Origin of the sequence: Agreia sp. Leaf335 (assembly GCF_001423605.1) — a bacterium.
In the GTDB taxonomy this organism is placed as follows: Bacteria; Actinomycetota; Actinomycetes; order Actinomycetales; family Microbacteriaceae; genus Agreia.
In genome coordinates this window covers 286807-301086 of the sequence record NZ_LMOQ01000001.1, presented here as the reverse complement: position 1 = coordinate 301086, position 14280 = coordinate 286807, and the positions used below count along the sequence as shown (strand labels likewise).

17 protein-coding genes are annotated in these 14280 nt (G+C 67.5%); 5 read left to right on the top strand and 12 right to left on the bottom strand.

All coding sequences use genetic code 11. The features are described 5' to 3' along the window. Positions 1-9: 9 nt before the first annotated feature. The 7 genes from ASF79_RS01495 to ASF79_RS01465 all read right to left on the bottom strand — a co-directional run bounded on the left by ASF79_RS01495 (position 10) and on the right by ASF79_RS01465 (position 6665). Entirely contained in the window at positions 10-1581 is a 1572-nt protein-coding gene (locus tag ASF79_RS01495) for a sensor histidine kinase (RefSeq protein ID WP_055852966.1), read from the bottom strand. Further along, positions 1574-2251, bottom strand: coding sequence for a response regulator transcription factor (locus ASF79_RS01490; protein WP_055851136.1), 678 nt, complete (start codon positions 2249-2251; stop codon positions 1574-1576). Before ASF79_RS01490 ends, ASF79_RS01495 begins: the two co-directional genes overlap by 8 nt. A gap of 141 nt (positions 2252-2392) precedes the next feature. Beyond that, entirely contained in the window at positions 2393-2815 is a 423-nt protein-coding gene (locus ASF79_RS01485) for an organic hydroperoxide resistance protein (protein ID WP_055776459.1), read from the bottom strand. An 11-nt stretch (positions 2816-2826) separates the two neighbouring features. After that, a complete protein-coding gene (locus tag ASF79_RS01480; RefSeq protein ID WP_082495617.1) occupies positions 2827-3339 on the bottom strand; it encodes a MarR family winged helix-turn-helix transcriptional regulator in 513 nt (170 codons plus the stop codon). Between the two features lie 70 nt (positions 3340-3409). Further along, positions 3410-4330 carry a 1,4-dihydroxy-2-naphthoyl-CoA synthase gene (locus ASF79_RS01475; protein WP_055776463.1) on the bottom strand — a complete coding sequence of 307 codons (921 nt, stop codon included), beginning with the start codon at positions 4328-4330 and terminating at the stop codon, positions 3410-3412. Positions 4331-4364: 34 nt separating this feature from the next. After that, complete coding sequence (locus ASF79_RS01470; protein WP_055851133.1) at positions 4365-5300, bottom strand: hypothetical protein; 936 nt, start codon at positions 5298-5300, stop codon at positions 4365-4367. 30 nt (positions 5301-5330) lie between these two features. Next, the gene (locus tag ASF79_RS01465; RefSeq protein ID WP_055851129.1) at positions 5331-6665 is read right to left on the bottom strand and encodes a hypothetical protein; all 1335 of its coding nucleotides are present in this window, start codon (positions 6663-6665) and stop codon (positions 5331-5333) included. 77 nt (positions 6666-6742) lie between these two features. On the opposite strand from ASF79_RS01465, the gene ASF79_RS01460 reads away from it, so the two are divergent. From ASF79_RS01460 to ASF79_RS01450, 3 genes are read left to right on the top strand one after another with little or no spacing between them, the layout of a single operon-like run. Then, entirely contained in the window at positions 6743-7270 is a 528-nt protein-coding gene (locus ASF79_RS01460; RefSeq protein WP_055851127.1) for a ribonuclease H family protein, read from the top strand. Between the two features lie 21 nt (positions 7271-7291). Beyond that, entirely contained in the window at positions 7292-8290 is a 999-nt protein-coding gene (locus ASF79_RS01455; protein WP_055851124.1) for an o-succinylbenzoate synthase, read from the top strand. After that, positions 8287-8904, top strand: coding sequence for a hypothetical protein (locus ASF79_RS01450; protein WP_055851121.1), 618 nt, complete (start codon positions 8287-8289; stop codon positions 8902-8904). The genes ASF79_RS01455 and ASF79_RS01450 overlap by 4 nt, the downstream gene beginning before the upstream one ends. Here the strand turns inward: ASF79_RS01450 and ccsB are convergent. Genes ccsB through ASF79_RS01425 form a run of 5 tightly spaced genes read right to left on the bottom strand, consistent with a single transcriptional unit; the run spans position 8889 to position 13556 of the window. Then, on the bottom strand, positions 8889-9878 hold the full coding sequence (ccsB, locus tag ASF79_RS01445; RefSeq protein WP_235500596.1) for a c-type cytochrome biogenesis protein CcsB: 990 nt from the start codon (positions 9876-9878) through the stop codon (positions 8889-8891). The two genes, ASF79_RS01450 and ccsB, sit on opposite strands and share 16 nt — an antisense overlap. Positions 9879-9888: 10 nt before the next feature. Continuing rightward, positions 9889-11559: a cytochrome c biogenesis protein ResB gene (resB, locus tag ASF79_RS01440; protein WP_055851118.1), complete on the bottom strand. Its 1671-nt coding sequence runs from the start codon at positions 11557-11559 to the stop codon at positions 9889-9891. Then, on the bottom strand, positions 11543-12298 hold the full coding sequence (locus ASF79_RS01435) for a cytochrome c biogenesis CcdA family protein (RefSeq protein WP_055776487.1): 756 nt from the start codon (positions 12296-12298) through the stop codon (positions 11543-11545). Before ASF79_RS01435 ends, resB begins: the two co-directional genes overlap by 17 nt. A 5-nt stretch (positions 12299-12303) precedes the next feature. Beyond that, the gene (locus tag ASF79_RS01430) at positions 12304-12915 is read right to left on the bottom strand and encodes a TlpA family protein disulfide reductase (RefSeq protein ID WP_055776490.1); all 612 of its coding nucleotides are present in this window, start codon (positions 12913-12915) and stop codon (positions 12304-12306) included. Further along, positions 12912-13556, bottom strand: a complete 645-nt coding sequence (locus ASF79_RS01425) for a histidine phosphatase family protein (RefSeq protein ID WP_055776493.1) — start codon at positions 13554-13556, stop codon at positions 12912-12914. The genes ASF79_RS01430 and ASF79_RS01425 overlap by 4 nt, the downstream gene beginning before the upstream one ends. Before the next feature lie 164 nt (positions 13557-13720). Here ASF79_RS01425 and ASF79_RS17780 point away from each other — a divergent pair, with 164 nt between their 5' ends. Next, positions 13721-13849 carry a hypothetical protein gene (locus ASF79_RS17780; protein WP_268750559.1) on the top strand — a complete coding sequence of 43 codons (129 nt, stop codon included), beginning with the start codon at positions 13721-13723 and terminating at the stop codon, positions 13847-13849. A 97-nt stretch (positions 13850-13946) separates the two neighbouring features. Then, positions 13947-14261, top strand: coding sequence for a helix-turn-helix domain-containing protein (locus ASF79_RS01420; protein WP_055776496.1), 315 nt, complete (start codon positions 13947-13949; stop codon positions 14259-14261). The last annotated feature ends 19 nt before the right edge of the window (positions 14262-14280 follow it).

The following is a 14280-nucleotide window of genomic DNA, read 5'->3' as shown; positions in this document are numbered from 1 at the left end:
GCAAGCCGTTCAGTCGACGGACATGGTGACGACGAAGCGCGCTCCCCCGCTTTCGGCCGTCGACGCGGTGACCTCGCCGCCGTGGGCTGCGGCTATCTCGCGCACGATGGCGAGTCCTAGCCCGCTGCCGCCGCCGTCTCTGGCACGAGCCTCATCGAGGCGCACGAAGCGCTCGAAGACCCTCTGTCGGTCTGCCTCGGGAACGCCCTGGCCGTCGTCGTCGACGACGAGAACGACCGCGCCATCCGCTTCGTTCGTGCGCACAGCCAGTCCCACCGACGAGCGGGCGTGGCGCACCGCGTTGTCGACCAGATTGCGCACCAGCTGCGCGAGCAGACCCGCGTCACCCCGCAGCTGTGCCGCGGCGACACCGCTCGAGTCGATGGTCAGCGAGGTCGAGTCCCGCAGACGCCGGGCCTCGGCGAAGAGGATGTCGTCGAGATCGACGAGGGCCGTCGGTCTCGCGAGCGCGCGCTCGTCTGCCCGCGCCAGAACGAGCATCCCCTGCACCAGGCTCTCGAGCCTGGCTCCCTCGTCGAGCACCGCGGTCGACAACTCGTCGGGCGAGATGCGATCCGGGTGCGCACGGGCGACCTCGGCGTACTGGCGCAGCGACGCGAGAGGCGACTTGAGCTCGTGCGAGGCATCCGAGATGAAGCGATTCTGCGAGCGGCGGGAGTCGTCGAGGCGCTGCAGCATGCGGTTCATCGTGTGGGCGAGGCGTCCAACCTCGTCGTCCGTTCCGGGGTCGGCGACGCGCTGGTCGAGGCTCGACGCCGTGACCTCGTCGACCTGCCGGCGCATGCGATCGACGGGGCGGAGCGCCCTGCCCACGACGAACCAGATGGTGAGGGCCAGCACGATGAGCAGAACCGGCAGTGCGACCGCGAGGAGGCTCAGGACGGTGCCGATGGTGCCGTCGACGGGCGCGAGGCTGCGCGCGGCGACGACCCAGAGGTCGCGGCCGGAGTCGCCCTCGGTCGCCGTGCGTCCGACCGCCACGTACGGGTCGCCGTCGTCGGAGGTGACGGATCGAGTCGCCGAGTCATCGATCAGCACAGGAGGCGCCGTCGGTGAGGCCGTGTCATCAGAGGCAGAGCCGGGGGCGGCGGTCTCGCCTGGAGCGTCGCTCGCATCGTCGTCGGAATCGCCGTCGGACGAGTCGTCCGACGGGTCATCGGAGTCGTCGTCGCTCGGCGAGGGAGCCGGAGAGCCGGCCACGTCGTCGGTCACGGGCGACGCGCTGTGGCGCAGCTGAGGCACCGCGATCAGCGGCGCGTCGTCGGCGTTGTCCGTCGACGCCAGGAGCGTGCCCCCGGCCGAGACGACTTGAACGACCCGTCCGTCATCGTCGTCGATATCGGTGTCGACCGTCGCGACCCCGCCCGTCTCGACCTGGCCGACGAGCTCTGCGGCATCCCGCTCGGCGCTCAGCTGCACGCCGGAGACGAGCGACTCGCGCAGAACCCCGACGAATGCGGCGGATCCGACGACGAGGGCCGCCGCGACCACCGCGGTCGCCACGAGCACGATCCTCCAGCGCAGCGACAGACGACGGCCGCGGGCTGGCTGTTCAGCCACCACGGGATGCCAGCCGGTAGCCCGCGCCGCGGAGGGTCTCGATGGCGTTGCGGCCGAAAGGGCGATCGAGCTTGTTGCGCAGATGCCCCACGTAGACCTCCACGATGTTCTGCTCGCCATCGAAGTCGTCGTCCCAGACGTTGTCGATGATGTCGCGCTTCGACACCACGTCGCCCTTGTGACGCATCAGGTACTCCAGCACGGCGAACTCGCGAGCGGTCACGTCGACCACGGTCTCGCCACGGCGGACCTGTCTCGTGGAGGGGTCGACGCGGATGTCTCCGGCCTCGAGAACGGCAGGCCGCTCACTCTGGCCACGCCTGATGAGGGCCCGGATGCGCGCGAGCAGGATCGCGAACGAGAACGGCTTGGTGAGATAGTCGTCGGCGCCGGTGTCGAGCGCCTCGACCTGATCCCACTCACCATCCTTCGCGGTGAGCATCAGTACCGGAGTCCAGTTCTGATCGGCGCGCAGACGCTCGCACACGCGGTAGCCGCTCATTCCGGGCAGCATGATGTCGAGCAGGATCACCGAGTAGTCGTTCTCGGTGGCGAGCCAGAGGCCGTCGGTGCCGGTCGAAGCGACGTCGACGGCGAAGCCCTCAGCCTCGAGTCCGCGTTTCAGCCCCTCGGCGAGGCGTTTCTCGTCTTCGACAACCAGCACGCGCATGCGCCCAGTCTGCCCGACGGGCGCTGAAGCGGGGCTGAAGCGGAGTGACAGCGGCGAGCGCGGGCGTCCTCGTGCGGCGCGGTGGCGGGGCCACGGCGGTCGGCGAGAACACCCGCGCTCGGCGGGGAGAATCCGAGGAGACTAGCCCTCTTCGACGACGATCTGAACGTCGATGTTGCCGCGGGTCGCGTTGGAGTACGGGCAGACCTGGTGCGCGGCGTCGGCGAGCTCCTGGGCCTGACCGAGCTCGAGACCCGGAAGGACGACCTCGAGCAGAACGGCGAGCTGGAATCCGCCTTCGCCGTTCGGTCCGATGTGAACGCGGCCGCCGACGCTGGAGTCGGAGATCTTCACCTTGCGGGCGCGGGCAACGCTCTGCAGAGCGGAGTGGAAGCAAGCCGCGTAACCGGCTGCGAACAGGTCCTCGGGGTTGGCTCCGTTACCCGATCCGCCCATCTCCTTGGGGATGGCGAGGTCGAGGTCGACCTGTCCGTCGCTGGTGCGCACGTGGCCGTTGCGGCCTTCGCCGGTCGAGAGCGCTTCTGCCGTGTAGAGAATCTCCATGGGGTTTCCTTTCATCGACCGGCGTCGGGTGCGCCGGTGGTCTGGGTGGGGCCTGACGACGCGGCGTCGAACGAACGCGTGTCGTCGGCCAGCTGGTGCAGCATGCCTCGCAGCTGCGTGGCGGCGGAGCGGTCGAGGTTCATCGCGCCGGAGACGCAGGCCGGAACGGCCGAGAGCTCCTCGCGCATCCGCTCGCCCTTGTCGGTGAGGCCGATCGTCACGACCCTCGCGTCGTCGGATGCGCGGGAGCGCTCGAGGTAGCCCGCGTCCTCCATGCGCTTCGTGAGCGGCGAGAGAGTGCCGGAGTCGAGCTCGAGCCTGGCGCCGAGGTCTCGCAGCGACATCGCTCCCTCGTTCCAGAGAACGACGAACACGAGGTATTGGGGGTAGGTCAGCCCCCAGGGCGCCAGAACCGAGCGATAGGTCTGGGTGATCGCGTGCGACGCGTTGTAGAGGGCGAAGCAGACGAGTTCATCGATCACGAAGGGCTGCGGCGCTGCAGATGCTGTCGTCGATGCGGTCATTCCAAAAGCATTGCGCACAATTCAATTGCGCGCAATTCTTTCTCAGCAAGCGCTCAGAAGTGGTACGGCCTCAGTAGTGGTACGGGAACGGCGACCAGTCGGGCTCGCGCTTCTCGAGGAACGAGTCGCGGCCCTCGACGGCCTCGTCGGTTCCGTAGGCCAGCCGTGTGGCCTCGCCCGCGAAGACCTGCTGCCCCATCAGGCCGTCGTCGACCGCGTTGAACGCGAACTTCAGCATGCGGATGGCCGTGGGCGACTTGGTGAGGATCGTGCGCGCCCAGTCCAGCGCCTCGCGTTCGAGTTCCGCATGCGGAACAACGGCATTCACCGCGCCCATCTCGTACGCTCGCTCGGCGGAGTACTCCCGGGCGAGAAAGAAGACCTCGCGCGCGAACTTCTGCCCGATCTGGCGTGCGAAGTACGCGCTGCCGTAACCGGCGTCGAACGAGCCGACATCGGCATCCGTCTGTTTGAACTTGCCATGCTCGGCGCTGGCGATCGACAGGTCGCAGACCACGTGCAGCGAGTGTCCGCCGCCGGCCGCCCAACCGGGAACGACCGCGATCACGACCTTGGGCATCGTGCGGATGAGTCGCTGCACCTCGAGGATGTGCAGGCGCCCGGTCGCGGCACCGGCGAGCGGCCCGTCGGGCGCCGTGCCGTCGGCGTACTGATAGCCGTCGCGGCCCCGGATGCGCTGGTCGCCGCCCGAGCAGAAGGCCCAGCCGCCGTCTTTCGGGCTCGGTCCGTTTCCCGTGAGCAGCACGACGCCGATACGCGGATTCTGCCGCGCGTCGTCGAGGGCACGATAGAGCTCATCGACGGTGTGCGGTCGGAAGGCGTTGCGCACCTCGGGACGGTTGAAGGCGATGCGCGCCACGCGCCCGTCGTTCGAGTGGTGGTAGGTGATGTCGGTCAGGGCGCTCGCCCCGGGCGCGGTGGCCCACTCGGATGCATCGAAGATCTCAGAGACGAACGGCGTTTCAGACATGCTGCCAGTCTGCCAGCCTCTGCCCGATGCGAGGTCAGAGCTCGGGTGGTTCGCGGTCGTCGTAGCGGCGGGCCCTGTCGCGGAACTCGTCTTCGAGCTCGGCGGGCAGAGTTCCGCGACTGACGATCTCGAGGTCGACCGAGCTCATCGGCCCGCCGCGAAGCTCGGCCCTCGCCTGTGCCGCTTCGAGGAAGCGGCCGGTGCGATCGTGCTTCAGCTCGATGATCATGAGCTCGAACACGCTGTCCGAGTGCACCGACTCGCGGGCGACCAGCGACCACACCACCTGATCCCGCAGGGTCATACCGCCGAACTCGTGCTCGAGGGCGGCGAGTGCCGCGGCCCCGGATGCGTGGGCCGGGTCGTTGCGCAGAGTCACGTCATGAAAGCCCGCGGCCCCGAGCATTCCCCTGACCAGATCGACGAGCTGCATCTTGACGAGAGGGTTCGTGAGCTTCGCCGTCGAGCGCCAGGTGCCGGTGGTGCAGGTCTCGAGCAGGCTGTCTCCTCCCCAGTCGTTGACCTCGGGATCGACGCGCGGGATCTCTCCGAACAGCCCCCAGCTCAATCCGAAGCGCGGGGTGATGGCCTCGCGTAGTCGTGCCAGGAGGGCCTCGTTGCGCTCGATCGTCTCCTCCTGCGAGAAGGCGGCGAGAGCGAAGTCGGCGTCGCCCGCCCTCGTTCCGGGGTACAGCGACCAGTCCACCCCGTCGGCGACCGTGGGCAGGTCGTCGTCTGGGCCGATGCCGAGATCGGAGAGCACCGCCTGGGCGCGGTCTTGAACGGCATCCAGGAATCCTGCGAAGCCGCCTTCGTCGACGTCGCCGGGCTCCGCCTCGACCGCCGGCGCCGGCGCATCCGACACCGTTCGAGCGGGCAGCGCCGAGCCGTAGGCCGGCCCGCCCACGCGAGGCGGCGTGCCTCCGGGCGTGCCGTAGTCGGGGATGCCGCCCTCCGCGTCGTCGTGCATGCGACCAGTGTGCCAGCCAGGGTCGCTCTGTTACCGCCTCGGCGGCTTTTTGTCTTCGAAGGGGGCCGCCCTTTCGCGAAACTCCTGCGCATCGGAGGCGGCGAGAAGCGCATGGCTCGTGAGCGTCATCGCTATCGAGCTCACGGGCAGGTCGAGGTGCTCCGCGTCTGCCTCGGCATCCGCGGCGAATTCGCCGGTCTTATCCTTTGAGAAGTCGGTGATGGTGACGGTGACATCGACATACGCGTCTTCGACGCTCGAGGCCTTGAGCTCCCACACGACTTGAGTGTCGAGCTTCGAGCCGCCGTACAACCGCTCGATCGATTTCGGAGGGTAGAACGTCGTGGCGGGATCGTTCATGAGCCGTACATCCTGGAATCCGTGATCGGAGAGCACCTCGCTCACACGGTCGACCAGTCGCTGCTTGAGCTTCTGGCCGGAGATCGGCTCTGCCGCATACCAGCGGGGCGACTGCGAATCCCTCAGAAGGCTCGGGGCACCCCACGCGTTCTCGAGCGGCCGGTCGATTGTGGAGCCGTGTTCTATCCAGGAGACGGCGACTTCGTCATCGACGGCGGCCCGCAGCTCGGCGAGGAGAGCCGTATTCTGGGCGACAACCTGTTCCTTGCTCTGGGCGGCGAGAGTGCTCTGGGCGTCACCGGCACGTTGACCCGGGTAGCCCGTCCAATCGACACCGTCTGACACCGTCGATGATGACGGAGAGCTGTTGGTCACGATGATCGGAATGAAGATCGCCGCCGCAATCAGCAGAGTTGCGACCAGCAGATTCCGCACGGTCGCGGACTTCCGAGCGCGCTCTCCTGGTCGGGCGGCACCGGACACCCGTGGCCTCGGTGGCCTCGGTGGCCTCCGTCTGAGCTTGCGCTGTCGCGCACGTTCATAGCTGTAGGTTCCCCTCTGGCCATTGCGCTCGAATCGCGCCCACCGGGTCTCCTCCGCTATCCGAGCCGTGCGCTCCTTCTTCGCGGCGTAGGCGGCCCTCGCCGCCTGCGCCTTCGCGGCCTTCTCAGCCGCGCGCTTCTTCGCACGGGCCTTGGCCGCCTGGGCGACTTCGGCCGCCTTGGCCTCGAGCGCGGCGGCCGCCGCCCGGCGCGCGGCAGCGGCTGCCTCAGCCGCGGCGGCCTTCTCTTCAGCACGGGGATCGAAATCGTGCCGCGCGGGCTCGACCGGCTTCGCCGAATCGCGGCTGCCGTAGACCGGCAGTGCGGGATCCGTGCCCGGCGGAGTTCCGTACACCGGTGGGCCCGACGGCGTGGCGGGCGCTGCGGGCCGCGACCGTTTCGGCTCCGCGGGTCTCGATCGACGGACGACCTTCTTGGTGACCGCGTCGTCGTCTCCGTCCATCTGTCCAGTGTGTCAGCCGGAGTCGCCTACCCTCGATAGTGCGCATTCCCGCTCCGTGCGCCAGAAGGAGTTCACCCGTGACGATCGTCGCTTCCGCAGACGGCTCAGCCCTCGGCAATCCCGGCCCCGCAGGCTGGGCCTGGTACGTCGACGACGAGCGCTGGGCGGCAGGCGGATGGCCGCGCGCCACGAACAACATCGGCGAGCTCACCGCCGTGCTCGAATTGCTGCGCGCGACCGAGAACGAGTCTGAGCCCCTGCACATCCTGTGCGACAGCCAGTACGCCATCAAGGCGTGCACCGAGTGGCTCGCGGGCTGGAAGCGCAAGGGCTGGCGCAAAGCCGACGGCAAGCCCGTGCTGAACGTCGAGATCATCAAGCAGCTCGACGAGGCACTGCAGGGCCGGGTCGTGACCTTCGAGTGGGTCAAAGGACACGCGAACCACCCCATGAACGAGGCGGCCGACGCTCGCGCCCGCGCAGCATCCACCGCATTCCAGAACCGCACGGCCGTGCCGAGCGGTCCAGGATGGCCGGGTGCCGCCGCATCCGCACCGGTCGAGGCCGTCCTGGCCGAAGACACCGCCCCGCCTTCCCTGTTCTGAGCCACAGAGCAGAATGGGGAGATGCCCTCTCCCGCACTCCCTCCCCTCGCCGACCTGCTCGCCGTCGCGCACGTCGTCTCTCTTCCGCTGACGACCCGGTTTCGCCGCATCGACACCCGTGAGGCCGTGGTCTTCCGCGGGCCCGAGGGCGCCACGGAGTTCTCTCCCTTCGTCGAATACGGAGACGACGAGGCCGCGACCTGGCTCGCCGCCGCCATCGACTTCGGCTGGCGCACGCAACCCTCGCCGTTGCGCGACCGCATCCGCGTGAACGCCACTGTTCCCGCGGTGGATGCGTCACGCGTGCCCGAGGTGCTCGCCCTGTACGACGGATGCCGCACCGCGAAGGTGAAGGTCGCCGAGGCTGGGCAGGTGCTCGCCGACGACGTCGCTCGCGTGCGCGCCGTTCGCCGGGAGCTCGGCGCAGAAGGGCGCATCCGGGTCGATGCCAACGGCGGCTGGAACGTCGACGAGGCCGAGCACGCCGTCCACTCGCTGGCGGAATTCGATCTCGAGTACGTCGAGCAGCCGTGCGCGACGATCGACGAGCTCGCGGAGCTGCGCGAGCGCCTGCACGACTGGGACATCCCGATCGCGGCCGACGAGAGCGTGCGCCGAGCCGACGACCCGCTGGCGGTGGCGCGTGCGGGCGCCGCCGACCTGCTCGTCATCAAGGCACAACCGCTGGGCGGCATCCACTCGGCGCTCGACATCGTTCGTGAGGCAGGCCTGCCCGTGGTGGTTTCGAGCGCACTCGACACGTCTGTGGGCTTGTCGATGGGCGCATGGCTGGCCGCCAGCATCCCCTCGCTCGACTTCGACTGCGGCCTCGGCACCGCGTCATTGCTGGCGGCGGATGTGACGGCGCGGCCTCTGCGCGCCGTCGGCGGCTTCATCGACGTGGGGCGCGTCGACCTCGACGAGGAACGACTCACGCAGCACGCGGCGTCGCCCGAGCGCGACGCCTGGTGGCGAGCGCGAATCAGACGCTGCTACGAGTCGCTGTCAGAGCGGTCATGACACGAGTACCCGGCCGCGCGTGGGCAGCGCCCGTCGTCTGCGTGGCGCTCGTTCTCTCCGTGCTCGTCGGAGCACTCCCGCTTATTTCCTTCCTTCGGGACGGCGTGCACCTCTACTGCGAGTTCTCCGATGCGGGCGAGTCCGCGCCGGGCACGTTCATGTGTGCCGACGGCATCGGCTACATCGTTCCCGTCGCAACGGCCATCCTCGTGTGGACGCTTGTTTCAGCGTGGGCGATCGTCGCCATGTCCGCGTGGATTCCATCGGCGCTTCGGCCGCGGCTCGTCAGCCTGCTCGCACTCGCGCCCATGGCGTACATCAGTGTCATCGCGGTGCAGTCGATCGACCGACTCCGCGTGACGGGGCAGCCGCGGGACTTCTGGTCGGCCCCGATGCTCGTGGTCACGATACTGATGGGCGCGTTCGCGGCGGTCGTACTCGTTCTCTTCGCGGTACGGGGGCCGCGGCCTCGGCTCGTTCTCTACATCGCGGGAGGCGTGCTGCTGGTCGCCGCGCTCGTCGTGCAGCCCGGGATGTTGGCGGCTACGTTCCTCGCCCTGGGACTCTTCGGAGCCTCATTCGTACTCGACCGCGCGGTCTACAGACCCGAGTAGGCGTGCAGACCCTTGAAGAACACGTTCACGACGCCGAAGTTGAACAGCACGGCCGCGAAGCCGATGAGTGCCAGCCACGCTGAACGCGATCCACGCCAGCCCTTCGTCGCCCGAGCGTGGATGTAGCCCGCGTAGATGACCCAGATGATGAAGGTCCACACCTCTTTGGTGTCCCAGCCCCAGTAGCGACCCCAGGCCCGCTCGGCCCAGACGGCACCGGCGATGAGGGTGAAGGTCCAGAACACGAAGCCGACGATGTTGATGCGGTAGGCCAGATTCTCGAGGCGCACCGAGTCGGGCAGCGTGTCGAGCAGACGGAAGTTGAGGAAGCGCGACTTCGGCGACACCTCACGACGGTTCTGCAGCAGCTGGATGCCGGAGAGTGCGCCGCCGAGGGCGAAGAACGCGGTGCCCAGGCTGGCCACGAAGACGTGGATGACGAGCCACGCGGACTCGAGCGCAGGCGGCAGCGGAACGACAGCCACGTAGTAGTTGACCGTCGAGACGCCCAGCAGAATCAGCACGAGGCCGGTGATGAACGTTCCGAGAAAGCGCAGGTCCTGGCGAGTCAGCACCACGAGGAAGACGGCCATGATCAGCAGCGTTCCCGTGATCGAGAACTCGTACATGTTGGCCCACGGCACACGTCCGGCGGCGATGCCGCGGAGGACGACACCGACGAGCTGCAGCAGGAATCCGAGAATGGTGAGCGAGACACCGATGCGCAGGCTCGCCGAGCGCTTCGTGGCCACCGCGCCGTCGACGGGCGCATCACTTGCCGGGGTGCCATACGCGGAACCCGCACCCGAGACCGAAGCGCCCACCAGCTCAGGCGCGACAGCAACAGCCGCCGCGGCCTTCATCTGCGATGAGCGACGCGCGAGGTCGAGCGCGAAGGAGATGAACGCGAGCGCGTAGATCGCCATCGCCGAATAGACGAGGAGAATCGAGTACTGTTCGAGCGTTTCGGTCACGGGGGTAATCCTAAGCGTCGTCTGGCGTGTTCGCGCCGGGGTTTGTGGTTATCGGCTTGCCGGCGGGCGTCGGAAGGCTCTTGATGTGTTTCTCGGCTATTTCGGCCACGGCGTCGTCGAGTCGAGGGTCGTCGCCTCGGGCCAGTCCCGCGTACTCGAGGGTCACGCCCGCGCCATCGGCATTCTCGATGAGTTTGACCCACACGCGGCGCCTCGGGATGAACAGTGAGGTGAGCAGGCCGCCCAGCACCAGGATGGCGAACACGAGAACCCAGGCCTGCGTCGGGTCGCGGTGGATGTCGAACGACGCGAAGCGCTTGATCCCGTCGAGCGTCACCGTGCCCATGCCGTTCGGCAGCTGGGCCGTCTCACCCGGCTTGAGCTCGATGGAGTCCACACCGGTCTTGCCGCCGGTGAGCTGGGTCATCTTGTCGGTCGCGAGCGAGTAGACGGATGTCGGCACACCCTTGTCGAGACCGAGGTCGCCCTCGTAGACATTGAGGGTGACGACCGGATATTCGGCCTCGGGGAAAGACGAGAAGTAGGCGCCGTTCGAGCCCACGTCCTGCGTCGGATAGAAGAAGCCGATCATTCCCAGCTGCTCGGGCAGCCCGTCGGTGATCTTGATGACACCCAGAGAGGTGAGGTTGGCGTCTTGCGGCAGGAACGGAACCGAGTCGGTGAAGACGACGTCGCCCTGGGCGTTCTTCACGGTGAGGGTCGGCGCATAGCCGTTTCCGAGCAGATAGACGTCTGAGCCGCCGATCTTCAGCGGGCTGTTGACCTTGACCTCGCCGTCCGATTCCTTGCCGTTTTCGGCGGTCGTCACGTGCGCGGTGTAGTCGATCGGCTGCCCGAACGCATTGAGGTTCTTGGTCTCGTAGGTGGCGTCGAACTCGTCGAGCCGCAGCGTGAACGGCGAGAGCGTGTCGTCGGAGAAGAACCTGCCCGGGTTGAACGAGTCGAAGGCGAGCAGCGTGTTCACGAATGTCTGTCCCTCGACCACGACGCGCTGTCCGGCGTAGCCGAAGCCACCGCCGATTCCCACGGTGACGAGGATGCCGACCAGGGCCGTGTGGAACACCAGGTTGCCGGTCTCGCGAGCGTATCCGCGCTCGGCCGAGACCGACGTGGAGCGCGCATCCTGGAACAGACGCACCCGGTAACCGGACTTCTTGAGGACCGTCCGCGCCGACTCGAGGATCGCGGCGGAGTCGCCCTCGGCCTGTCGGGTGATGAACCCACCGAGCCGCTCGAGCCTGGCCGGCGTCTTCGGCGGGGCCGAGCGCAGTGCGTCGAAGTGGTGCTTGGTGCGCGGAATGACGCAGCCGACCAACGAGATGAACAGCAGCAGGTAGATGCTCGAGAACCACACCGAGCTGTAGACAGAGAACATCTGCACGCTGTCGAGGATCGGCGCCAGCGTGGGGTTGTCGACGAAGTACTGCGTGACGCCGTTCGGGTCGCTGGAGCGCTGCGGCACGAGCGAGCCGGGCACGGCCGCCAGCGCGAGCAGCAGCAGCAGGAACAGTGCTGTGCGCATGCTCGAGAGCTGACGCCAGAACCAGCGCAGCCAGCCGACCACGCCCAGCTTGGGCTGGGTGATGGATGCCGAGCCGCCGCCTCGTGCGGACTCGGGCGCCGGGCTCGGGGAATCGTAATGATCAGACGGGCGAGACAAAGGAGAACATCACCCCCTGCAGGTTGTTCATGACGATGGTCCAGATTCCCGAGACCATCAGGAGACCGACGGCGATGAGCAGCGCTCCACCGATGATGTTGACGGCGCGAATATGCCGCTTGAGGAATGCGACCGAGCCGGTGACCCAGTTGAAGCCGAGAGCGACGAGAAAGAAGGGGATACCGAGGCCGATGCAGTACACCAGGCCGAGCAGGGCACCCCGCCACGGGGAGGCTCCGTTGAGGCTGAGCGCGGCGATGGCAGAGAGGGTCGGGCCGATGCAGGGAGTCCAGCCGAGCCCGAAGACGATGCCGAGCAACGGCGCACCGGCCAGCCCGGTTGCGGGAGCCCACGACGGCTTGAAGGTGCGCTGCATGAAGGTGAACTGGCCGATGAAGACCAGGCCCAGCACGATGACGACGACGCCGAGAATGCGAGTGATCAGATCCTGCCAGGTGGTGAGCCAGGCGCCGACCGCGCCGAATGCCGCTCCGTAGGCCACGAAGACCAGCGAGAAGCCGAGCACGAACAGAGCCACACCGAGGAGTAGCCGGCCGCGGCCGCGCGCGCGACCCGTCGCATCCGGAGCCGAGGCGAAGCCGCCGATGTAGCCGAGGTAGCCCGGCACGAGCGGAAGAACGCACGGCGATGCGAACGACACCAGACCGGCCAACAAGGCGATCGGCAGGGCGAGCAGCAACTGCCCGGAGAGCACCGCCTCCGCGAAGGGATTGTTCACCGGTGCTAGCTCGACTCGGCGATGGTGTCGCGAATGAGCGTGTCGAGAATCGACGGCTCACTCACCTGGCCGAGGATGCGAGCGGCGACCCGGCCCTGCTTGTCGATGACGAGGGTGGTCGGCACCGCATTCGGCGACACCTCTCCGCTGAACGCGAGCTGCAGCGCGCCGTCTGTGTCGATCACAGAGGGGTACTCGATGCCGTAGTTCTTCTCGAAGCTGATGGCCTGGGGCGCCTGGTCGCGCACGTTGACCCCGAGGAAGCTCGCGCCCTGTCCGTCGTACTTCGCACTGAGCTTCGCGAGGTCGGGGGCCTCGACTCGGCACGGCGCGCAACTGGCGTACCAGAAGTTGAGCACGACGACCTCGCCCGAGTAGTCGGCCTGGCTCACCGTGGAGCCCTCGGCCGTGGTGCCGCTGAAGTCGACGGCCTGCTGTCGCGACTCGGGCTCGATCTCGGTGACCGTGCCGTCGCCGGCGATGTAGTTCTTGCTGTCGCCCGAGAGGTACTGGTCTGCGAGGGGATCGTTCGAACATCCCGCCAGCAGCAGGGCACCGGCCACGACGAGACCCGCGACCCCCGCTTTGGCAGCGCGGCGCATCCGAATGCCGGTCATACGGCACCCACGTCGGTCGCGTTCTCGGCAAGATCGGCGGCTGGATCGACGTACCCCGACTCGACCCAGCGGTTGCCCACGCGCTCGAAGCTCGTGATGCTCGAGAGCTCGCATCGGCGGCGGCGCGGATCGTGGAAGAGGGGTTTCGCGGCGACCGCGAGATGTGTCGTCCAGATGGGGAGTTGATGGCTCACGAGCACGACGTCTCCCGACTCGACGGAGTTGTAGGCGTCACTCATGGCGGCCAGCATCCGGATCTTGATCGAAGCGTACGGTTCGCCCCACGTGGGGATGGTGGGGTTGCGGAGCCACGGCCAGGTGCGTGGGCTCTTGAGCGCGGAGCTGCGGCCGCGCATATTCAGCCCCTCGAAGCGGTTCGTGGGCTCGATGATGCGCGGATCGGTGATGATCGGCAGCTCGAACGCCTGCGAGATCGGTTGGGCCGACTCCTGCGTGCGCTGCAGGGGAGATGCGTAGAGGGCACTGACACTGCGGCGCCTCTCGACGAGCTCGGCCGCGGCGGAGCGCGCCATCTCGTGCCCGAGATCGGAGAGACCGAATCCCGGGAGTCGCCCGTAGAGCACACGTTGGGGATTGAAGACCTCGCCGTGACGCACGAGATGGATCTGGCTGGCTACCACGGAGTCCAGTTTACGGAGCCTCGGTCGGGGAAAAGCTGATAGCCGCATGATGCGCTTACAGAGAGGCCCCACAAAGTAGGCAAACTACTTCTCGGTGCAAGAAATAGTTAGTTGTGCTTCTGCGTTGAGAAGTCGAGACTTATCACAAGAAAGGTTCACAACTCATGCTTATCGCCATCGTCGTATCGTCCATCTTCGCTACCATCTCGGTCGCCGGCATCGCCGCAACCGTGCGCGCCGTCGCCACCGACGGCTACCGCCGCCAGCCCACGCGCGAGTACGCCGCACGCTGACGCCGAGTCCCTGCCGAGACTCGAGTCCTGGCAGGGCACAAACGCATTGAGCGTCGACGCTCTGGCCTCGCTTCTCTTATGCGCGACATCATGACGCGTGACCAAAACGCACTCGGATGCCGCCGCGATTCTCGGCGAACGAGTGCGCGAACAGCGCCTCAAGCTGGGTCTCACTCTTGAAGACCTCGCCTCGCTGTCAGAGATGCACTGGACCAGCGTCGGCAAGATCGAACGCGGCCAGGTGCACCCCAACGTCGAGACGCTGGTGCGGCTCGCCACTGCGCTCAACGCAGACCCGGGCTTCTTCGTCGAAGGCTTGAACGCGTCGATGTATTCCAAGCGCGTGCACGGCCTCACCGCCGCAGACTTCATTCGCGAACGCGAGGCGTCGCGGCGCTCCGAGGCGTCCTGACCGTTTCACGCGGCAGGCA